The organism is Streptomyces venezuelae, assembly GCF_008642315.1.
GTDB classification, from domain to species: Bacteria; Actinomycetota; Actinomycetes; order Streptomycetales; family Streptomycetaceae; genus Streptomyces; species Streptomyces venezuelae_D.
This window is the reverse complement of sequence record NZ_CP029192.1, coordinates 2212661-2232149: the sequence shown is the minus strand read 5'-3', so window position 1 is coordinate 2232149 and position 19489 is coordinate 2212661. Positions and strand designations below refer to the sequence as shown.

The following is a 19489-nucleotide window of genomic DNA, read 5'->3' as shown; positions in this document are numbered from 1 at the left end:
GGGAAGGTGGAATGCGTCCCCGAACGGTCCGGAGTGGCATCGCCCCTACGCCGTGCCGTCAGTCAACGCCCGCTCGGCTCCTGTGTCAACGGCCCTTGAGCAGTGCGGGGTTGGGCGCCTGGTCCGGGGCTGTCGCGGTTGCCGGGACCGTGCCGGGAGCGTCGGCCGGATCGGTGGACGGCAGGACGCGGTCCTCCAACCAGGACAGGCCCATCACCGTGGCGAGCAGTACGAAGGGAACGAGAACGACCAGCGCGTACATGGATACCGCCTGCTCAAGCGTGTGTGCGGCGGGACGGGCACCGGCGGGGCTGCCCGCGACGGGCGCGTCGGGCCTGAGCCGCGATCGCTGTGGGGCGGCGGAAGCGGAGGCGGCGCCGCGCGTGATCGTGCCGCGGCGGACGCCTGCTCCGATACGCGGGGGCGGCCTGGGGCGCGACAACCAAGGGATGCTGCCGGGGGCCGGGGCGACACCGCGCACGCTAGCCCTCGCCACATGCCCTGAACAGGTCGCAAACAGCCAGCTCTATAGGCGGGGCAGGAGGCGGCAGAGGTAAGGACAACGTCCGCACACCCCGCGATGTACCTCACCACGCTGTTGCTCGCGGTGCTGGCCGCGGCCCTGTTCGTCACCCCGGCCGCGCTGTATCGCACGCTGTTCCAGCGTGGGGCCGAGCCCGAGGTCATGTCGGCCTCGTCACGGGTGGCGGGGGCGGGTCCGAGCGTTCTGATGCCGGCTCTCACCGGTGCCGTCCCGCTCGTCGTCGGGCCGGGCGTATCCACAGCCTCTTGACAGGACTACGCTGCGAAGCGAGGCCCCAGTCCCCGGCAGCGAGGTTCCGTTCCGCCCGGGGAGGCCCACAGTGATCGCCTTGTTCGCCATCCTGATCGTGGCCCTGTTCGGCCTCGGCTTCCTCAGTCCCCTGTGGTGGGCCGTCACGGCCGTGCTGATGTTCGTGGCCGTGCGCTACGGCCGGGGGCCTGCGGGCAGCCGGGGACAGGGCGGAAACTTCGAGTACCGCGACTACCGGGACCACAGAGACCGCGAGAACCGGTGGGACCGCCGCTACCGGCGACAGCGCCAGGGACTCTGGAGGCGCCAGGACCGTCGGGACGAGCAGCACCGTCGGTGATCGATGCGGATTCCGGTTTCCACGCGTCCCGCGCCGACTCTGTCCCACGGGCGCATTCAGTGGGTGGTGAGGCAGGTGTCATGGATCAGAGACTCAGGATCCAGGAAGACCGGTGGATGACGGCAGCCGAGGTGGCCTGGGGCGATGCGGCCCTGGACCCGGCCGTCGTAGAACTGCGCGCCGAGATCGCCCGGTTGCGCCGGGCCATGGGCGGCCGGGCGGTGATCGACCAGGCCCTCGGGATGATGATGGCCTTGGTTCCGTGTCCCCGCGGGGAGGCCGGCACCCTGTTGACGGACGTCGCGCGGCACTGTGGTCTCTCACGTCGAGAGGTGGCCGCCGCTCTCGTCGCCACCTCCGAGGGAAGCCCGTTCCCCGAACACCTGGAGCAGGCGCTACGCGGTGCGCTGCGGCGCCTGAACGCGGCAGACCGGACATGACGACCTGCGCCGAGCACACGTCACCCAGCGGATGAACCCAGACGGGAGAAGACGATGATCCAGTCAGCTGATGTCCGTGAGTGGCGCGGCCTCGACGTGGTGGACACGGACTCGCGCAAGATCGGTGTCCTCGAATCGGTCTATGTGGACACCACCACCGACGAACCGGCCATGGCCAGCGTGAGGACCGGGCTGCCCACCCGGCGCCAGCTGATGTTCGTCCCCCTCGACGACGCGATCACCGGGCCGGGCTACCTCAAGGTCGCCTATGCCAAAGCACTGGTGAAGACGGCCCCCTCGATCGGCACTGATGACGTGCTGCCCGCCGAGGACGAGGCAGGGATCTTCAAGCACTACGGGCTGCCCTACGAGCCCGGTGCGGCCGGTGAGCGGCAACTCGCCCGCCGCTGACCGCTTGCGGAGCTCCAGGAAGGCGTGCATAGGCTGTGGCTCCGGTCGCTGTGTTGTGAGGTGGGCACCATGCGTCGAGCGACCATGCCCCATGCCGCACAGCAGGTGACGGCCGCGGCTTCGGCAGGGGACGCGTCTCTGGTGGCCGAGGTCATCAAACTGCGCGCGGAGAACGATCAGTTGGCCAGGGCGCTGTCGAGCCGTGCGGTGATCGACCAGGCGCGCGGCATGCTGATGGCCGTGGCCCCGTGTTCCAGTGAGCGTGCCTGGGGCCTGCTGGTGGACGTGTCGCAGCACTGCAACGTCAAGCTCCGTGACGTTGCGGCGGCTCTGGTTGCCACGACGCGAGAGGAGGAGCTCCCCGAGCAGATGCGGCGGGAACTGCGCCGTGCGCTGGGACGCCTGCACGACCGCTGGTGACGGCTCAGGTGTTCAGCGGGCGGCACCGGGAGCTGTGACCTCAACTCTCCGGTGCCTTCGTCCCGGCCGATCGGCGGACGCCCTCATCGGGTGGCCCTGCGCATGGATCCCAAACCTTTGCGGGGAGGGACACGCTGGTGTGGGCGGAGCCCGGTGCGCCGGAGGGCGCCCTGGCCGGTGTCGTCGAGGTCGCGCTCAGGGCGAGGAGCGCGACGTCGTCGGCGGGACCGGTGGGGAAGGTGGCGAGGAGCCCGGTGAGGAGTTGTACGGCCCGTCGGGCCCCGGCAGGCGTACGTCGGCGGCCAGGCGGCGCAGGAACTCCTCGCGCCCGCGGAACTCCTCGCCCGGCGCGGTGAGTGCTGCGGCGCGTGCATGGGGCGCCTCGGTTCAGGAGACCGGAAGACGTGCGGGACAGGCATCGTGCCCAACTGGCAGTGCGTGGCCCGGGGCTGGGGGCGTCTGCTGTGCGGCATGGCCCCGGGCGGGCACCGCGTTGCCGTGCGCCGATGGCACGGGCTCACTCGGGAGCGGGCAAGTAGACGGTGAGGGCGCGACTCCTCTTGTCGAGGACGAGGGTGTCGGCGGCGGGGCTCACTTCCCCGTCCCGGGTGTAGTCGCCCGCCTCGCTCACACCGTCGATGCGCAGGCGGGTGGCGGTGGCTTCTTGGTAGACGCGGGAGCGGGCGAGGGTGCCGGTGAGGAAGGCCGCGACGAGGCGGGTGCGGGCGAAGGGGTGCTTTGCGTCGACGAGGCGCAGGTCGAGGAGTCCGTCGTCCAGGGTGGGGCGGTAAGTAGGGGCGAAGCCGGGCGGGTCGTAGCGGCTGTTTCCGGCGAACAGCAGCCACAGCCGTCGGGGCCGTCCGTCGAGGGTGATGTCGATGGGGGCGCCGTCGGCCAGGACGCGGAGCAGGCCGACGGCGAGGGCGGGCCATTTGCCCAGGGACGTCTCGCGGGCTTCGCGGGCCCGGACGAGTTCGGGGTAGGCGCCGATGCTGAAGGTGTTGAGGAAGTAGGTGCAGGTGCCGTCGCCGGTGATCCGGCCGAGGTCGACGGTGCCACCGCGGCCTGCCTCCACGGCCTCGGCGGCCTCTTGCAAGGTCGGCAGTCCGAGATCGGCGGCGAAGTGGTTGAGGGTGCCGCCGGGGAACACCGCGAGCGGCAGCCGGTTGTCGACGGCCAGCACGGCCGCGGCGTTGACCGTGCCGTCGCCCCCGACCACGCCGAGCGCGCCGCCGCGGGCCTGTACCTGCGCGGCGGCCCGCCGGAGCACGGTGTGCAGGTCCTCGCCTGCTTCGCACAGCCGTATGTCCGCTTTCGGCAGCAGGGCCCGCAGCTCGACTTCTGCCGGGGCCTCGCCGCCGGCGTCGCTGTTGACGACCACGACAAGACCTTCGCCGGACGGCAGAGCGGGAACCGGGAGTTTCGGTCGGGCGCTGTCGGCGGGCGCATCGCGATGCAGCGGCCACCAGCGGCAGGTCGCCGCCGCGACCCCCACGCCGAACGCGACGTCCACCAGAACGCGGCCGGGAGTGTGCGCCCCCGCGCGCAGACGGGATACGGCGGTGCCCACCGCAACGGGAAGGAGGGCGAACCCCAGCCGGGGCATCTCCAAGGTGGCGGCCGTCGCGAAAGCGGCTGCACCGGCCGTGCGATGGGAGGACACCACCCTGCTCGACGAATGCCGAAGCGGCCGACGCCTGTCGAGCACCTTGGTGGCGGCCTGGATGGCGGCAGAGGCAAGGGCGAGTGAGCCGGTGCCGCGCAACGCGGCCCGGCGAGCGCTGCGGCTGCCGGTCAAGCCCTTGGCGGCCCGGGAGGCGAGCTTCGCGCGTTCGCCGGGAGGCGGTTCATGGGTTCGCATGCCGGCCGAGTACCCCTCTGGGTGGTGAACAGGCTGCTGCGACTTCGGAGCCTTCTCCTTCGCATCGGCCCGCTGGCGCCGCCTGTGAGCAGGGGACCAGCACGGCCCCGGCCATGATCCGCCGGACAGGGCCTGGTCTCATCAAGCCAGGCGCCATTCTCCTGTGTGGGGTGGACGCTGGATGTGAGCGAGCCCGACCACGGCTGCCCTCCCTGTCCCGAGATGGGCCGGTGCGGCGTTCGCTGCGGTAGGCCGCACCTGGCCGGGAGACAGATCCATCCACGCCCGTCACCGGCGGCAAGGAGCAGCCCGCCGTGGCTCCTTCGGGAGGGCCGGACCCGGATCCCGCGCTCCCGGCGCGGAGAATGGCCGCGGCGGCCGAAGCTCTTCGTGGCAGGGTCAGGACACCAGCCCTGCCAGGGGCTCGCTGTCGTCGATGAGGGCGCGGGCAACGTCGGACAGGCGGCGGTTGTGGGCGCGGGCGTAGCGGCGTAGAGCGGTGAATGCCTGTTCCATGTCGACGCCCTGGCGTTCGGCGAGTTTGCCTTTGGCCTGCTCGATCAGTACGCGGCTGTTCAGCGCGGTCTGCAACTGCTCGTTGAGGACCGTGGTGCGCTGGGTGGACCGCTGTTGCAGCAGGCTGATGGTGGCGACATCGGCCATGGCCTGGGCGATGGACGTGCCGACCGGGTCGAAGGGGCCGGGAGCGGACCGGAAGAGATTCAGCGCGCCGACGACCTCGTCGCGCAACCGCATGGGCAGGGCCTGGACCGCGCCGAATCCGCGGAGCTGGGCCTGGGCGGCGAAGCGAGGCCAGCGGGCGGCCTCCCTCCGCAGATCGGGTGCGGACACCGGGGCGCCCGTGCGGAAGCAGTCCAGGCAGGGACCCTCGTCGTTCTGCAGCTGGAAGAGTTCAAGGAGGCGCACCTGTTCGTCGGAGGCGGCCATCACGCGCAATTCGCCGTCCCGGTCCGCGAGCAGCACTCCGGCGGCGCTCGCCCCGAGCAGCCCCACGCAGCGGTCGGTCAGCAGGCGTAGGAAGTCGATCAGGTCGAAGTCGGCGACCAGATTGTCCGCCAACTCGACGAAGGTCTGGGCCAGGAGCCGTTCATTCATCGTCAACACCCTTTACGGAAACTAGTCCTGCCGGAATGGGGCGGGAAGTGCGGCGCGTCATGCGCCCTCCGGTCCGGGCGAGGGCATCAGGTGTCCTCGTCGGTCCGGGTCGGCTCCGCACCCGCGGGGAAGCGGAGCCGGCGGGCCACCACGTCGGCGGCCACGTCGGTGAGCCGGTGCCCTTGGGCATAGGCGTAGGCGCGCAGTCGGACAAAGGCTTCGTCCACGCCGACGCCGAGCTGGACGGTGAGCATGCCGGTGGCCTGGGAGATCTCCGCCCGGTAGCCGCCCAGGTCCTCGATGTGCCTTCTGGTTGCGTCGTCGGGTGGTGCGCCCGTCGCGTCGATCCGGGCGTCGAGCAGGACCAGCGTCGCCAACTCGGCGAAGGCCAGTGCGTCGGCCAGTTCCTCCGCGTTCAGCCGGACCGGGACCTGCGCGTAAAGATCCAGGACGCCGGGACTGATCGCTCCTATCTGCAGAGGGAGCGCGAAGACCGCACGCGCTCCGGCTTCCAGAGCCGCGTCGGCGAACACGGCCCACCTGTCATGCAGTTCACCGGTCCGCAGGTCGGGCGTCAGGACGGCCTCGCCGTGTGTGAAGGCGTCCACGCACGGCCCCTCGCCCAGGGTGAGCTGCAGCTCCTCCAGCCGTTCGCTGATGTCGTCGGTACTGCACAGCGGGTGGCTCGCCGCGGCCGGGGACATCGCCGACATCCCGGCCCCGCCGACCGGCAGCGAGGTCACCGCCGCGGTGCACACATCCATCACGCCGACCCGGGCACCGCGTCGGGCCGCCTGTTCGGCGACCAGTAGGCGGATCCGGGACGACCGGCGGTTGGGCGTCACCCCCGCCACCGGGTCCACGCGTGATGGCCCAGTCCCTCCAGCCGCTCCACGGTTCGCTCTCCGAGGGGAAGCACCAGCACGCGGAACATCGTGGGCAGGCCCGGCCGCCAGATCTCTCCGATGTCCTGCCATCCCCAGGACCGGAAGGCATTCAGGGCCAGGTGATCGGCCGGATCCACCAAGGTGGTCCCGAGCGACGCCTGGTGGCCGGCCAGCAGCCGCTCCTGCAGTCGGCGTGCCAGGTCATCGTCCTGCGGATGCGGGCGGACCAGGACGTTGGTAACCGCGAAAACTCCATCGGCCTCCGTGAGTTGCTCGATACTGCGAGGCAACGCACCGTCGAAGCCGTGCCACCAGGTGCCGTCGCTGCGGACCGGGAATCCGAAGGCACAGCCCACCAGGCCGTCCGTCTCCGCGATCACCATGGCGAACCCCGGCCGGCGGATGTCACCGGCGAGGCGGCTCACGAACTCCTCCCGACCGCGACTGCGGTACTCCTCCTCGGGCTCGGTCTCGCAGGAAGCCATGTATAGGTCCGCCAGGTCCTGGCGCATGTCCTCCGCCAGCCAGCGGTTCACCCGCCGCAGCCGCACACCGGCCATGTCGGACGATTCGTCGCCAACGGGCGCCCGCGAGGGATCCCGCCGGGCCCAGGCCATCACGCCACACCTCCCGGAACAGCGGGGACGGCCGGAACCACCCGACGCGACGTGTCGAAGCCCGCTACGGCAAGCGGGACCGGTGCGGTGGCGAAGAGGGCAGCAGGGCGAGAAACCGGGCCGGGGACGGTCGAAGGACCCTGGAGCAAGAAGCCGGAACCGGTGAGGTCGATGTCGATGGTGCGTACGCCGTCGCGCAGACACCGCTCAAGGGTCGTACGCATCAGCGGCATCGTCTCCAGGCCGATCTCGCCCGCGAGGGTGATCAGGGCCCGGGTCCTTCTGTCGTGCCGGTAGCTGTTCAACGGGGGCAGGGGCATGACGCCTCGTTCCAGAGACTTGCCGACAGAGCCATGGGATGTGGCCGGACCACGGGCTCCTCCACGGGTGCTCCCGGCAAGGAATGCATTCGGCGGAGGTCGCGAACGGACGGTCCGGCCGTCTGTCCAGAGAGGGGACAGAGAGCCCGCCCCGTTCCCTCCAGGGGATGCGCCAGGTGATCGGACGAAGGGGTCCGCTCACCGCGGCCATCTGTGTCGAGCAACAACAGGTCCGCCGGGGTCCAGGACGTCCGTACCTCAGGATACCCCCCATCCCGCACCAAGCAGGCGGCCGGAGGACACCCGTCCTCAAGGGCTGGACGGCGGCCGGGCTCAGCGGTACCTGGACTGCACATTCGTTGTGCCACAAGGCACTTGGAGGCTGGTACGACATGCGGCGACCGACGGTCGCCTGCGCAGGGAAGTCCGTGAACCGAGCACCCCGTCGTCGTCGGCGCGAGGCTGTGGACCGGGGCGAGGGAGCTGTCGGCCACCCGCGGCAAGACGGCCACGGCCGCCACGTAAGCCAGCATCTGTCTGTTCCTGCCAATGAACGGCGCACCACGGGTGATTCCGGTGGCTACGCCGATCCCCGACGAGTTCCCCACTCGGCACTGATCACGTGTGCGCAGTGCCTACTGTGGATGATGCGGGAAGATCACGCGCGGCTCCGGCTTGTCGTGCTGGGACTTCGCCGGCTGTGCCTGGCTACTGTCGCTCTCTGTGTGACCACGGGGCTGAGCTCGTGAAGCTGGGCGCTGAGGCGTGTCAGACCTTCTCTGCGATCGCGCGTGGGTGGTCGGTGGTGAGTGTCTGGATGGCTTCCGTGTCGGTCGAGGCGGGGGGCCTTCTGCGCCGGTTGGGAACGTGCGTCACGAGATCGCACATAGCGCCCACAGTGCACGTAATGCACAGTGCCTCTGCTTCGGCTTGCTCCCGGCATGTCGCTGACCTGCGATTCTCTTTCACATGTTTCCGGTCCACATGTTTCGTGATGACTCATCAGGTGGAGTGTGCGGCGATTCTGGAGCCTGCTGAGAAGGGCCGCTGACCTGTACTCCCGGAGCCTGTAGCCGCGTGCTGTCAGTAGCAGTAGGGATACTTTCCCCCGCGGCCGGAACCGAGGGGGAGAGCGCGTGCGGGATCAGGTGGACGTCGGGGTCAGGCGGGGCCGGGCGTGGAGTGATGGCGAGGACGCTCGGCTTGTCGACGGCGTGCGTGAAGGGCTCGCTTTGTCCGAGCTCGCCGAGCGGCATGGCCGTTCGGCGGGTGGTGTTCGTGCCCGTCTGGCCCGGTTCGTTCCGGTTCCACAGTCCGGTTCGGACGTCGACGATCCGTTGGCCTGGCTGAGGTCCCGGCTGGCCGCGGATCCCGGCTACGCGTGGCGGGCCGTGGGTGCCGAGCGGCGTCGCCGTGAGCGGCGTGAGCGGCGCGGGGGGTGTGTGGCCACCGAGCCCGTGGGGGGTACCGGGGCGAGTACTTCGGCTGAGGTGCTGGCGGACTGGGAGCACGTGACCGGTCATGTCCTGCGTCCCGAGCGCCGTGAGGTGTTCCTGGCCCGGGAGGTGGTTCGCGACTTGGCGGCCGTAGCCGTTGTCGTACGGCGGGCAGCGGCGCGGCGGTTGTGGCGCGACGGTGAAGTGCTGCTACTGGAGCAGTGGTTGCTCGAGTGCGTGTGCCCTGGTGCCGTACGTCTTGCTGCCGACTGGGCGTTGATCGCCGAGCGCGATGCCGACACCGTGCTCGTTCTGCGGGAGTTGGTGGCCGCGGCGGTGAACGAGATGTCCGCGGATCGGGATCGCGAGGTCCTCTCCCGTCGCCTGGGACTCGAGGACCGGCCGGCGCAGACCCTGGAGACGGTCGGACAGTCCCTCGGCGTGTCGCGGGAGCGGGTTCGGCAGCTGCAGACGAGGGCTATCCGTCGCCTGGCCGCGGCCGACGCTCCGGCCTCGCTGAAGCTCCGAGAGTTACTGGCCGACCTGAGCTGTGTGCGGCGGGTGCCGCCCGAGGCGGGGCCTCCGGCGGCCGAACGGCTGCTGGACCTGTCGGACGTGCTGCTGCCCACGGTGCCGCCCCGGCAGGCGATCCCTCTGATCGCACGCCTGGCCGGTGCGGACAAGGTGCGTGCGGACAACCTGGCCGCCGAGGCGTCGACGATACGCATCCTGCGGCACGAGGCCGCCCGTCGTGAAGCGACACGGGAGCGGCGCATCGAACGTTCCAGTCGGCGCTGGGAAGCTCTGGGCGGCGCGATCACTTGGTTCGGCGAGCCCGCACCGGCCCCGCCCCGAACCGCGTTGGAAACGCTCCGCGAGGAGGAGAACGCCGACCGGGGCCGCTTCGGAGTGTGGACCTGCCCGAAGCTGGGCCGAGACGTGTCGTACGAGTCGGAGACCGAGCTGGGCGTCATCCAACTGCTCAGTCACGCGCCGCAGATCGCGTACTACCTGGAACAACCCCTGGCCATCGGCTACGAGTTCGCCGGGCGACAGCGCACCTACTACCCGGATCTCCTGGCCGCGACAGTGGACGGCCGTTGCATCCTGATCGAGGTCAAGCCGGTCTACGAGATGGCGATGGCCGTCAACGTCGCCAAGTACCGGGCCACCGAGGAGTTCTGTCGGCTTCGGGGCTGGGGCCTCCTGGTCACGGATGGCCACCGCACCCGCCGACTGCTCGAAGACCGTGCGGTCGACCCACGTCTGGAGACGGCGCTGATCGCCGCCCTCGACGCACAGGGTGAGCTGACCTGGCCACAGGTCATAGCCGCAGCTGACGCGCTGCCCCTGGATTCGCTGAGCCTGTGCTCTCTGATCCTCAAGCATGACTGGACGTGGCACAGCCGCCCGTACCGGCTCCGCGCGGCCTCACCGGCCAAGTGAGTCGAACCTGCGCGGGCAGCTGAGTGCCCCGTCGGCCGTGGTCGTCAGCGGGCCACTGATGTTTTGTGGGCGAGGTGGGACAGCTTTTCCGGGTTTCGGATGGCGTAGAGATGTGTGATCAGGTCGCCTTCCAGGCGTAGCGCCAGGACGGTGTCGATTTTGTCGGTCGTGCGCAGGATCAGGGCCGGGTGGCCGTTGATCTGTGCTGGTTGCAGGGTCGTGGAGGTCAGTTTGCTGAGTACGTTGAGTACCGGCTCTGCGCCTATTACTGGTTCCAGGGCGGCTCGTACTACCCCGCCGCCGTCCGTCAGCAGTACGACGTCCGGGGCGATCATGTCCAGCAGGCGCTGCAAGTCGCCTGTCTCGACCGCCTGTTGGAATGCCGCGAGCGCGTCACGTGACTGGGTCGGCGAGACGGCCTCGCGCGGGCGGCGTGCCGCCACGTGGGTTCGTGCGCGGTGGGCTGTCTGGCGGACCGCGGTGGTGGTCTTCTCCACGGCCTGTGCGATCTCGTCGTATGTGAGGTCGAAGACGTCGCGCAGGACGAACACCGCCCGCTCCGTGGGAGTGAGTGTTTCCAGTACGAGCAGCATCGCCATGGAGACGCTGTCGGCCAGCTCGACGTCCTCGGCGACATCGGGCGCGGTCAGCAGGGGTTCGGGCAGCCACGGGCCGACGTAGGACTCCTTGCGTCGGCGGAGGGTGCGCAGTCTGGTCAAGGCCTGGCGCGTGGTGATGCGGACCAGGAAAGCGCGCGCGTCCCGCACTGTTTCCTGGTCGATGTCCGCCCAGCGCAGCCAGGTCTCCTGGAGGACGTCCTCCGCGTCGGAGGCGGAGGAGAGCATCTCGTAGGCAACGGTGAACAGCAGGTTGCGGTGGGCCATGAATGTCTCGGTGGCTTGGTCCATGCCGGCGGTGTGCGGGGTGTGTTCGGGGGCGTCGGTCGTTTGCTGGTCGCGCTTGTCCACCGTCGGCTCCTGCCTGTTGTGTGCGTCCCTGATCCGTTCACGGTTGACGGTTCACGCACGCACTAGTCGCCGCCCGGTGGTCCCTTGTGACAGGGAAGCTTCGTGGGCTGTGTCACACCGCCGTGGTGTCACGGGGGAGGGGCGGGCGGTGACTTATGGGTGTCGAGACGCTGCACGGACGATCCGGGCGGCACACGATTCCATCAGTGAGGACGTTGCCATGGGAACTCGTATGGACCTGTTCGCGAACGAGATCGGCGCCAGGATCGGCAAGCGGATATTCGCCGTCAGTCAGGTGATCCACGAATCGCCGCTGCCCAAGCCCACCCAGGAGCTGGTGCAGTTGCGCGCCAGTCAGATCAACGGCTGCGGCTTCTGCGTGGACATCCACGGCAAGGACGCCGCGGCCGCCGGTGAGACCGCGGCCCGGCTGAACCTGGTCGCCACCTGGCGTCACTCCAGTGTGTTCACCGAGGCCGAGCGGGCGGCGCTCGCTCTCACCGAGGAGGGGACCCGCATCATCGACGGCTACGAGGGTGTGTCCGACGAGACGTGGGGCCGGGTCCGCGCACACTACGACGCGGACCAGACCGTCGCGCTGGTCGCCCTGATCGCCATGATCAACGCGACCAATCGGCTCGGGGTGATGCTCGACAACGAGGGCGGCGCCTACGAGCCCGGCAACCTCGCCACCATCGCCGGGTGATCACCGTGCCTGCACGGTTCCGGCTTCCGTGGAACTTCCGGTCCAGGCCACCAGGGCCTCGGCGCGTTCGGTTCGGCGGGTGGCCGCGTCGGTGGTCCGGGTGGCCCAGGCGATGTGGCCGTCGGGGCGCACCAGGATCTCCGTCACCCCGTGCAGGTCGTTGTCGGTGTCGTGTCCCGCGAGGTCGATCAGGGCGAACTTGCCCTGCGCGAGGAGTTCGTGAACCCGGGTGTTCTTCGCGCTCACCGTGGTCACGTCGATGTCCGGCATGCGGTGGCCCGTCAAAGGGTGGGCGCCCTGCCGCGGTGAGGCGTACGTCGTGTTCAGCGCGGAGACCCCGTCGGCCAGGAGGCGGTTGACGTCCTTGATGCCGAGCAGTTCGTCCAGCAGCGTGCGCAGCGCCGTCGCGTTGTGCTCGTAGGGCGGGACGAGGGTCAGTTCGGTGAGGAGCAGTTGGACTGCCGTGTTCTCGGTGACTGCCTGGCCGACCGGGCGCCGTTCGGCTTCGTAGCTGTCCAGCAGGTCGGCGGGAGCCCAGCCGTTGATCTCGGCGGCGAGCTTCCAACCGAGGTTCATGGCGTCCTGCAGGCCCAGGTTCAGGCCCTGCCCGCCTGCCGGGAAGTGGATGTGGGCGGCGTCACCGGCCAGCAGGACGCGGCCGGTGCGGTAGCGGTCGGCCAGGCGGGTCGCGTTACCGAAGCGCGACAGCCATCGTGGTTCGGATATGCCGCAGTCGTCTCCGCAGATGCGTGTCACGGCGTCCCGGAACTCCTCCAGGGTCACCGGCTCGGCGGCGGGGGTTCGCATGCGCTCGGGGTCGATGTAGACGAAGCGGGTGAGTCCGGCCTCCAGCGGTACGACCATGATGCCGTTGGCCCGTGCCGCTTCGAGGGCCTCGGGGGAGGCGTCGACCGTCGCGAAGTCGCCGAGTACGCCGGTGAGGGTCTCTTCGGTGCCGGGGAAGCCGATGCCGGCGGCCTGCCGTACGGCGCTGCGGCCGCCGTCGCATCCGACGACGTACCGTGCCCGGGAGGTGGTGGGCCGGCCGTCCGCGTCACGGAGGTCGAGCGATACGCCCGTCTCGTCCTGGGCGAGGCCCGTGACCTCGTATCCGCGGTCGATCCGCACTCCCAGTTCACGTGCCCGCTCCTCCAGCAGGGCTTCCGTGTGCGCCTGGGCCAGGAACAGCGTGTAGCCGTGCCGGGTGTCCAGCGCGCTGAAGTCGAGCCGGGTGGGCAGGTTGGCGAAGTGCCAGCCCGGCAGGGTCTTGCCCAGCGGCAGGAAGCGCGGCAGGAGGCCGCGCATGTCCAGCACCTCCAGGCTGCGCGGGTGCAGCGTCAGGGCCCGGGAGTTCCGCGTGGCCTCCGTACGGCGTTCCACGATCCGCACCCGCGTGCCGGCCAGTGCGAGTTCGCATCCGAGCATCAGGCCCGTCGGTCCGGCGCCGACGACTATGACGTCAGATTCATGTTCATGAGCTTCGACAGGTTCCATGACTGCTCCCTCATTAGTGAACGGTGTTCACGTGAACACCGTTCACTATAGTGAGGTGCATGACCTCTCCGTCAATCCCGAGCAGGGGCCGCCCGGCGCGCCTCGACCGTGCGAAAACCGTCGAGACCGCCCTCGAGCTGCTGGACGACGTCGGCCTCGAAGCGCTCACGATGCGCAGGCTGGCCGAGCGGCTCGGCGTCCGGGCCGGGGCGCTGTACCGCCACTTCACGACCAAGCAGGACCTGCTGACCGCCATGGCCGAGCGCATGCTCGGTGACGTCCAGGCGTCACCGGAGGCGGCCGACTGGGCAGGGCGTCTGCGGGCGCTCGCCCGAGCGTTGCGCCGGGCCCTCCTGGCCCACCGTGACGGCGCCAGGGTCTTCGGCGGCACCCACTCGGTGGGTCCCCACACGCTGGCCTTCGCCGAATCCGTCGTCGGTGTGCTCCGCGAGGCCGGATTCGGGGACGAGGACGCCGGTCGTACGCTCATGACCCTGGTCAACTTCACCCTGGGTCACACGCTGGAGGAACAGGCGGCCGCCGCGCCGCACGAGGACGGGGCGCCGGACGACCCGGGCCGGCTGCGAAGCGCGGTGCAAGCCGGTCCGTACCCACATCTCGCGGCCACGGTGCCCGTGCTCACCAGCGCGGACTTCGACGCCCACTTCGAATTCGCCCTCGATCTCCAGGTTGAAGGGCTGCGTCGGCTGCGGTCCGGTGCCGAGTGAGTCCTTCCGTGCGTCGATCGCGGGGCGGAAAAGCGAAAGGCGGGCCCCTGAGGGCCCGCCCACCGCTCGGCTCAGTCGAGCGGGTGTACCGCTTCATGCGCTTCATGTGCCGGCCGACGCGACGCCCGCGTCGGCCTCACGCTTTCGTGCGGGCTCACACCCCCGCGTACGAGTGCTTCCCGCCGAACAGGAAGTTCACCCCGTAGTAGTTGAACAGGTAGGACGCGAAGGCGGCCAGGGCGATGTAGGCCGCCTTGCGGCCCTTCCAGCCCGCGGTGGCGCGGGCGTGCAGGTAGCAGGCGTAGAAGACCCAGGTCACGAAGGACCAGACCTCCTTGGGGTCCCAGCCCCAGTAGCGGCCCCACGCGTCGCCCGCCCAGATCGCGCCCGCCACGATCGTGAACGTCCACAGGGGGAAGATCGCGGCGTTGATGCGGTACGAGAAGCGGTCGAGGGACGTCGCGGAGGGGAGGCGGGAGAGGATGTCGTTGCCCGCGACGCGGGCCCACAGGGCGAGACGGAGGCTGACCGGGCCCTTCTTGTCGCGCAGGGCGAGGGCCAGGCCACGCTCGGACGCGGCGACGCGGCCGTCGGTGAGGCGTGCTTCGTAGCGGTCGCGGAAGAGGTAGACCAGCGCGGACAGTGCGCCCAGGTAGAGCGTGGCGCCGCAGAAGATGGCCGTCGAGACGTGGATCCACAGCCAGTACGAGTGCAGGGCGGGGACGAGCGGGGCGCTGTCGGTGTAGAGCCAGGTGACCGCGATGCCCAGGTCGAGCAGGACCGTGGTGACCAGCGGCAGGCCGATCCACCGCACGTTCTTCTTGGCGAAGAGCAGGGCGAGGTAGACGCCGACGCCGACCGTCGCGAAGGTGGTGGAGAACTCGTACATGTTGCCCCACGGCGCCCGCCGCACCGACAGCGCCCGGCTGACCACGCCGCCCGCCGCGATGAGGAAGGCGAGCGTCGTCAGGGAGATGGCGATGCGCCCGTACAGGTCGCCCTGTGCGTCGTCGCCGTGGGCGCCGGGGCCGTCGGCCATGTCACGTGATTCGGAACGCGACCGCTCGATGACCTTCGGCCGCTCCAGCACGGCCGTGCCGCCGCCCTCCGCCGCCTTCGCCCGGCCCGCCCCGGCCGCCGCCGCGCCGCCGTCCCGCTCCTCGGCCACCAGCGCCGCGGCCGTGCGTCCGACCTTGCTGCGGCTGCCGAAAATCCATTCGGTGATGTGGGCGAGGAAGGCCAACGTGTAGACGGCCATTGCCGAATAGATCAGTACGTTACTGATATTCGCCAAGTTCTCGTTGGCGGCCAGTTCCATTTCTCGACCCCTTTGGAGGATTCAGACTGCGGCCCGGGCACGCTCCGCACCCGTAGGGGAGCCTAGCCGTCGCACCGGACCGGACGGCAACCGGGGTCCGGCGCGCCCTCACGCAAAGGCCTTCGCATTTGCGGCAGTTGGTGAAGGGCCGGGGGAGGTGCCGTGGGGGATCTTCCGGGTGCGGTTGGGGGCCGGGTGGTGCGGGGGTGTGAGCGGCCGGCGGGTGGAGCACCTTGATCGGCGGTCGGCCGCCAGTGGGCGCAGGTTGACGCTCTATCAGGCGTCGTGATTGAATCGATCATGATTCGATCAAAAATCGAGCGAGATGTGTCGCACGCACCTTAGCCGCACACATCGTGTTTCACGAGAACCCGTCGGCGGGGGCCGGGTTCTCCATCTGTGAGTGAACTGCCATGTGCCGATGCCCCGTTCCGTTTTCCGAGGGGGGAATTCGGCCACTGTCGCCGAGTGTCACGTCATGAACGCAGAAATCAGCAGGGGGCCGGTCGGCGGCCACGAGCGTTTCGAGCTCGACGCGCTGGAGATGCACGGCTCTCTCGCCTCGCCCGTCATCGAGTCGATGAACTTCCTCAACGAGATCTCCCAGCGCTTTCCCGAGGCCCTCTCCATGGCCGCGGGCCGGCCGTACGAGGGATTCTTCGACACCGAGGACGTCCACCGCCACCTCCGCGTCTTCGAGGACCACCTGCGGTCCGTGCACGGCGGCGACGAGGCCCGGGTGCGGCGCACGATCCTGCAGTACGGGCGGACCAAAGGCATCATCCACGACCTGATCGCCGAGAACCTCTCCGTCGACGAGGGCATCGACGTCGACCCGGAGAGCATCGTGGTGACCGTCGGCTGCCAGGAGGCGATGTTCCTCACCCTGCGCGCGCTGCGCAGGGACGACAAGGACGTGCTGATCGCCCCGATGCCCTGCTACGTGGGCGCGACCGGCGCGGCCGAACTCGCGGACATGCGGGTGCTGCCCGTACGGGAGAGCGCCGAGGGCATCGACCTCGACGACCTCGTACGGGTCGTGACCGAGGCGAGGGCCGCCGGGCTCCGGCCGCGCGCCTGCTACGTGGTGGCCGACTTCGCCAACCCGTCCGGCGTCACCCTCGGGACACGGACCCGGGAAGCGCTCATCCGGCTCGCCGAGGAGCACGACTTCCTCCTCCTCGAGGACAACCCCTACGGGCTCTTCCACGCCCCCGGCAGCGAGCCGCTGCCCACGCTCAAGTCGCTCGACGGCGACCGGCGCCGCGTCGTCTACCTCGGCTCGTACGCCAAGACCGGGCTGCCGGGCGCGCGCATCGGGTTCGTGGTCGCCGACCAGCGGGTGGGCCGGGCCGGCGCCGACGGCACCGTGCTCCTCGCCGACGAGCTGGCGAAGATCAAGAGCATGCTCACGGTGAACACCTCACCCGTCGCGCAGGCCGTCATCGGCGGCAAGCTCGTGGCCAACGGCTGCAGCCTGCGCGCGGCCAATGTCCGCGAGACGGAGCTCTACCAGGGCAACCTGCGGCACGTCCTGGCCGAACTGGCCCGCAATTTCCCCCAGGACGCGGAACCGCGCGTGACCTGGAACACGCCGGGCGGTGGATTCTTCGTCGTCCTCACCGTTCCGTTCGCCGTCGACGACGCCCTTCTCGAGGACTCCGCGCGCCGCCACAAGGTGCTGTGGACACCCATGCACCACTTCTACGGCGACGGAAAGCCGCGGCACCAGATCCGGCTTTCCTTCAGCTATCTGTCTCCCGCGGAGATCACGCTCGGCGTCGAGCGCCTCGCCGCCTTCGTGCGCGAACAGTCCGCCGCGCTCTGAATTTCCCCCCTCTCCGCCGGCTCCAGCTTCGCTTTTCCCTTTCTCCCTTTCCCCCTTGTCTTTTCCCCTGCCATCATCGTATTGAGAAGGAATGTCATGAGTCCCTTGGGCGATCTGCGCATCGATCACGTCGGTTTCGCGGTCGGTGATCTCGCCGAGGCCACCGAATTCTTCGAGCGCCACTACGGCCTGGGCGTGTACGCACGGAGCGAGCAACACGGCGCCGACGACGGGACCGTGCGGACGAACGCCGTCGGCCGCGCGGGCATACGCCTGCTGCTCACCGACGCGCGGGGCGCCGACCACGCGGCCGCCGCCTACGTCGGACGGCACGGTGACGGCGTGTCGGACATCGCCCTGAGCACCGCGGACGCCGCGGCCGCCTACGCCGAGGCGGTACGGCGCGGCGCCCGCCCCGTCGCCGAGCCGCAGGAGCGCGACGGTGTCGTGACCGCGACCATCGGAGCGTTCGCCGACGTCACGCACACCTTCGTCCAGCGCGCCGAAGGAAGCGACGACCTCGCGCTGCCCGGCCTGGCACCGGTCGCCGCCGGCCAGCAGCAGGACGGTCCCGACGCCCCCGCCATCGGGCTGCACACCATCGACCACTTCGCCGTCTGCCTCGAAGCCGGTCAGCTCGACCCGACCGTCGCGTACTACGAGAGCGTCCTCGACTTCGAGATGGTCTTCACCGAGCGCATCATCGTCGGCGGCCAGGCCATGGACTCCAAGGTCGTGCAGAGCCGCTCCGGCGCGGTGACGCTCACCCTGATCGAGCCGGACACCTCCCGCGAGCCGGGCCAGATCGACAAGTTCATCAAGGAGCACGGGGGCGGCGGCGTGCAGCACATCGCCTTCGCCACCGACGACATCGTCCGCGACGTGAGCCGGCTCGGCGAGAACGGCCTGGGGTTCCTCACCACGCCGGGCGCGTACTACGAGCAGGTGCCCGACCGGCTCGACCTGCTCCGCTACTCCGTCGAGGCGCTCCGCGAGCTGAACATCCTGGTCGACGAGGACCAGGACGGCCAGCTCCTGCAGATCTTCACCAAGTCCGTCCACCCGCGCGGCACCCTGTTCTTCGAGGTCATCGAGCGGCTCGGTGCGCGGACCTTCGGCAGCGGCAACATCAAGGCGCTGTACAGCGCCGTCGAGCTGGAGATGGAGCGGGCGCGGCAGGAGGAAGCCGGCGCATGACCGTGCCCGTGCACGAGGTGGACCTGCGGGCCGCCGCGGTGAGCGTCGCCGAGATGGCGCGGCTCGCCGCCGACCGACTCCCCGCCGACGTACGCGACTTCGTCGACGGCGGCAGCGGTGACGAGTCCACCCAGGCCGCCAACCGGGCCGCCCTGGACGCCGTACGCCCGGTGCCGCGGGTGCTCGGCGGCACGGAGGAGGCCGACACGTCCGGCACGCTGCTGCGCAGCACCGCCGGACTGCCGCTCGCCGTGGCCCCGATGGCGTACCAGCGGCTGCTGCACCCGGAGGGCGAGCTCGCGGCGGCGCGTGCCGCGCGCGACGCCGGGGCGCCGTACATCATCAGCACCCTGAGCAGCCATCCGATCGAGGAGATCACCGCGGTCGGCGGGGCCTGCTGGTTCCAGCTGTACTGGATGCGCGACCGGGCCGTGGTCCTCGACCTGGTCCGGCGCGCCGAGGCGGCCGGCTGCGAGGCCCTCGTCGTCACCGTCGACGTGCCCCACATGGGCCGCAGGCTGCGCGACGTGCGCAACGGCTTCTCGCTGCCGGACGACGTGCGCGCGGCCAACCTCGGCCCTGCCCCCAGCACCGCGCATGCCCGGGAGTCCGGGGCCTCCGCCGTCGCCACGCACACCGCGCTCGCCTTCGACCCGGCGATCGGCTGGGACGACCTCGCCTGGCTGCGCGGACAGACCGCCCTGCCGCTCGTCCTGAAGGGCGTCCTCGACCCGCGGGACGCCGCACGGGCCGTCGGCATCGGCGCGGACGGCGTGATCGTCTCCAACCACGGAGGCCGCCAGTTCCCGGCCGCGCCGCCCAGCGTCACGGCGCTCACGCCGGTCCTCGACGAGGTCGGCGGGCGGTGCGCCGTACTGCTCGACAGCGGGGTGCGCACCGGCGCGGACATCCTGCGCGCCCTCGCGCTCGGGGCCGACGGGGTGCTGTGCGGGCGGCCCGTGCTGTGGGGGCTCGCCGTGGACGGCGAGGCGGGCGTACGGCACGTACTGCGCCTCCTCGACACCGAGTTGCGGGAGGCACTGCTCCTGTCGGGCTGCCCCGACCTCGCGGCCGCGCGCGATCTCGCCGTCGTACGGATCTGAACCGAGGCGGCGACTCCCGCGACGGGACACGGCCGAGGGGGCGCCCGGACGACGTCGATC

General features: G+C 70.2%; 19 protein-coding genes and 1 pseudogene. 11 read left to right on the top strand and 9 right to left on the bottom strand.

Annotation, left to right across the window (positions count from 1 at the left end; all coding sequences use genetic code 11):
* Positions 1–85: 85 nt before the first annotated feature.
* Positions 86–442 carry a hypothetical protein gene (locus DEJ48_RS09285; protein ID WP_150215706.1) on the bottom strand — a complete coding sequence of 119 codons (357 nt, stop codon included), beginning with the start codon at positions 440–442 and terminating at the stop codon, positions 86–88.
* Positions 443–577: 135 nt separating this feature from the next.
* On the opposite strand from DEJ48_RS09285, the pseudogene DEJ48_RS09280 reads away from it, so the two are divergent.
* From DEJ48_RS09280 to DEJ48_RS09260, 5 genes and pseudogenes are all read left to right on the top strand, one after another.
* A pseudogene (locus tag DEJ48_RS09280) lies at positions 578–793 on the top strand (DUF6328 family protein); the annotation flags it as partial.
* A 70-nt stretch (positions 794–863) separates the two neighbouring features.
* Positions 864–1133, top strand: a complete 270-nt coding sequence (locus DEJ48_RS09275; RefSeq protein WP_150215705.1) for a hypothetical protein — start codon at positions 864–866, stop codon at positions 1131–1133.
* A 116-nt stretch (positions 1134–1249) separates the two neighbouring features.
* On the top strand, positions 1250–1573 hold the full coding sequence (locus DEJ48_RS09270) for an ANTAR domain-containing protein (protein ID WP_190537291.1): 324 nt from the start codon (positions 1250–1252) through the stop codon (positions 1571–1573).
* 54 nt (positions 1574–1627) lie between these two features.
* The gene (locus DEJ48_RS09265; RefSeq protein WP_150215703.1) at positions 1628–1984 is read left to right on the top strand and encodes a PRC-barrel domain-containing protein; all 357 of its coding nucleotides are present in this window, start codon (positions 1628–1630) and stop codon (positions 1982–1984) included.
* 69 nt (positions 1985–2053) lie between these two features.
* Positions 2054–2404, top strand: coding sequence for an ANTAR domain-containing protein (locus DEJ48_RS09260; RefSeq protein ID WP_150215702.1), 351 nt, complete (start codon positions 2054–2056; stop codon positions 2402–2404).
* A 517-nt stretch (positions 2405–2921) separates the two neighbouring features.
* Here the strand turns inward: DEJ48_RS09260 and DEJ48_RS09255 are convergent.
* From DEJ48_RS09255 to DEJ48_RS09240, 5 genes are all read right to left on the bottom strand, one after another.
* Entirely contained in the window at positions 2922–4265 is a 1344-nt protein-coding gene (locus DEJ48_RS09255) for a diacylglycerol kinase family protein (RefSeq protein WP_150215701.1), read from the bottom strand.
* A gap of 399 nt (positions 4266–4664) precedes the next feature.
* Positions 4665–5381: a GAF and ANTAR domain-containing protein gene (locus DEJ48_RS09250; RefSeq protein ID WP_150215700.1), complete on the bottom strand. Its 717-nt coding sequence runs from the start codon at positions 5379–5381 to the stop codon at positions 4665–4667.
* Between the two features lie 86 nt (positions 5382–5467).
* Positions 5468–6226, bottom strand: coding sequence for a GAF and ANTAR domain-containing protein (locus DEJ48_RS09245; protein ID WP_223831975.1), 759 nt, complete (start codon positions 6224–6226; stop codon positions 5468–5470).
* Positions 6223–6885 (bottom strand): hypothetical protein, encoded by a 663-nt coding sequence (locus DEJ48_RS40235; RefSeq protein WP_223831974.1) that lies wholly within the window; start codon positions 6883–6885, stop codon positions 6223–6225. Before DEJ48_RS40235 ends, DEJ48_RS09245 begins: the two co-directional genes overlap by 4 nt.
* Positions 6885–7205 carry a hypothetical protein gene (locus DEJ48_RS09240; protein ID WP_150215698.1) on the bottom strand — a complete coding sequence of 107 codons (321 nt, stop codon included), beginning with the start codon at positions 7203–7205 and terminating at the stop codon, positions 6885–6887. The genes DEJ48_RS40235 and DEJ48_RS09240 overlap by 1 nt, the downstream gene beginning before the upstream one ends.
* Before the next feature lie 1136 nt (positions 7206–8341).
* On the opposite strand from DEJ48_RS09240, the gene DEJ48_RS09235 reads away from it, so the two are divergent.
* Complete coding sequence (locus DEJ48_RS09235) at positions 8342–10087, top strand: sigma factor-like helix-turn-helix DNA-binding protein (RefSeq protein ID WP_150215697.1); 1746 nt, start codon at positions 8342–8344, stop codon at positions 10085–10087.
* A gap of 44 nt (positions 10088–10131) precedes the next feature.
* Here the strand turns inward: DEJ48_RS09235 and DEJ48_RS09230 are convergent, their stop codons facing one another.
* Positions 10132–10995 carry an RNA polymerase sigma-70 factor gene (locus DEJ48_RS09230; protein WP_150221081.1) on the bottom strand — a complete coding sequence of 288 codons (864 nt, stop codon included), beginning with the start codon at positions 10993–10995 and terminating at the stop codon, positions 10132–10134.
* Positions 10996–11275: 280 nt separating this feature from the next.
* Between DEJ48_RS09230 and DEJ48_RS09225 the strand changes: the two genes are divergently transcribed.
* On the top strand, positions 11276–11761 hold the full coding sequence (locus DEJ48_RS09225; RefSeq protein ID WP_150215696.1) for a carboxymuconolactone decarboxylase family protein: 486 nt from the start codon (positions 11276–11278) through the stop codon (positions 11759–11761).
* Here the strand turns inward: DEJ48_RS09225 and DEJ48_RS09220 are convergent, their stop codons facing one another.
* On the bottom strand, positions 11762–13255 hold the full coding sequence (locus tag DEJ48_RS09220; protein WP_150215695.1) for an FAD-dependent monooxygenase: 1494 nt from the start codon (positions 13253–13255) through the stop codon (positions 11762–11764). It lies immediately after the preceding gene.
* 59 nt (positions 13256–13314) lie between these two features.
* Between DEJ48_RS09220 and DEJ48_RS09215 the strand changes: the two genes are divergently transcribed.
* On the top strand, positions 13315–13983 hold the full coding sequence (locus tag DEJ48_RS09215; RefSeq protein ID WP_150215694.1) for a TetR/AcrR family transcriptional regulator: 669 nt from the start codon (positions 13315–13317) through the stop codon (positions 13981–13983).
* A gap of 154 nt (positions 13984–14137) precedes the next feature.
* Here DEJ48_RS09215 and ccsB read toward each other — a convergent pair whose 3' ends face one another.
* A complete protein-coding gene (gene ccsB / locus DEJ48_RS09210) occupies positions 14138–15301 on the bottom strand; it encodes a c-type cytochrome biogenesis protein CcsB (RefSeq protein ID WP_150215693.1) in 1164 nt (387 codons plus the stop codon).
* A gap of 478 nt (positions 15302–15779) precedes the next feature.
* Between ccsB and DEJ48_RS09205 the strand changes: the two genes are divergently transcribed.
* The 3 genes from DEJ48_RS09205 to DEJ48_RS09195 all read left to right on the top strand — a co-directional run bounded on the left by DEJ48_RS09205 (position 15780) and on the right by DEJ48_RS09195 (position 19429).
* Entirely contained in the window at positions 15780–17129 is a 1350-nt protein-coding gene (locus DEJ48_RS09205; RefSeq protein ID WP_411757439.1) for a PLP-dependent aminotransferase family protein, read from the top strand.
* A gap of 96 nt (positions 17130–17225) precedes the next feature.
* Positions 17226–18326 carry a 4-hydroxyphenylpyruvate dioxygenase gene (hppD, locus tag DEJ48_RS09200; protein WP_150215691.1) on the top strand — a complete coding sequence of 367 codons (1101 nt, stop codon included), beginning with the start codon at positions 17226–17228 and terminating at the stop codon, positions 18324–18326.
* On the top strand, positions 18323–19429 hold the full coding sequence (locus tag DEJ48_RS09195; protein ID WP_150215690.1) for an alpha-hydroxy acid oxidase: 1107 nt from the start codon (positions 18323–18325) through the stop codon (positions 19427–19429). Before hppD ends, DEJ48_RS09195 begins: the two co-directional genes overlap by 4 nt.
* Positions 19430–19489: the final 60 nt, after the last annotated feature.

Coding starts and splice junctions, on each gene's coding strand:
- DEJ48_RS09205 (WP_411757439.1), top strand. CDS start 15,780: ATGAACGCAGAAATCAGCAGGGGGCCGGTCGGCGGCCACGAGCGTTTC.
- DEJ48_RS09215 (WP_150215694.1), top strand. CDS start 13,315: ATGACCTCTCCGTCAATCCCGAGCAGGGGCCGCCCGGCGCGCCTCGAC.
- DEJ48_RS09220 (WP_150215695.1), bottom strand. CDS start 13,255: ATGGAACCTGTCGAAGCTCATGAACATGAATCTGACGTCATAGTCGTC.
- ccsB (WP_150215693.1), bottom strand. CDS start 15,301: ATGGAACTGGCCGCCAACGAGAACTTGGCGAATATCAGTAACGTACTG.
- DEJ48_RS09230 (WP_150221081.1), bottom strand. CDS start 10,995: ATGGACCAAGCCACCGAGACATTCATGGCCCACCGCAACCTGCTGTTC.
- DEJ48_RS09250 (WP_150215700.1), bottom strand. CDS start 5,381: ATGAATGAACGGCTCCTGGCCCAGACCTTCGTCGAGTTGGCGGACAAT.
- DEJ48_RS09240 (WP_150215698.1), bottom strand. CDS start 7,205: ATGCCCCTGCCCCCGTTGAACAGCTACCGGCACGACAGAAGGACCCGG.
- DEJ48_RS09225 (WP_150215696.1), top strand. CDS start 11,276: ATGGGAACTCGTATGGACCTGTTCGCGAACGAGATCGGCGCCAGGATC.
- DEJ48_RS09265 (WP_150215703.1), top strand. CDS start 1,628: ATGATCCAGTCAGCTGATGTCCGTGAGTGGCGCGGCCTCGACGTGGTG.
- DEJ48_RS40235 (WP_223831974.1), bottom strand. CDS start 6,885: ATGGCCTGGGCCCGGCGGGATCCCTCGCGGGCGCCCGTTGGCGACGAA.
- DEJ48_RS09260 (WP_150215702.1), top strand. CDS start 2,054: ATGCGTCGAGCGACCATGCCCCATGCCGCACAGCAGGTGACGGCCGCG.
- DEJ48_RS09270 (WP_190537291.1), top strand. CDS start 1,250: ATGACGGCAGCCGAGGTGGCCTGGGGCGATGCGGCCCTGGACCCGGCC.
- DEJ48_RS09195 (WP_150215690.1), top strand. CDS start 18,323: ATGACCGTGCCCGTGCACGAGGTGGACCTGCGGGCCGCCGCGGTGAGC.
- hppD (WP_150215691.1), top strand. CDS start 17,226: ATGAGTCCCTTGGGCGATCTGCGCATCGATCACGTCGGTTTCGCGGTC.
- DEJ48_RS09255 (WP_150215701.1), bottom strand. CDS start 4,265: ATGCGAACCCATGAACCGCCTCCCGGCGAACGCGCGAAGCTCGCCTCC.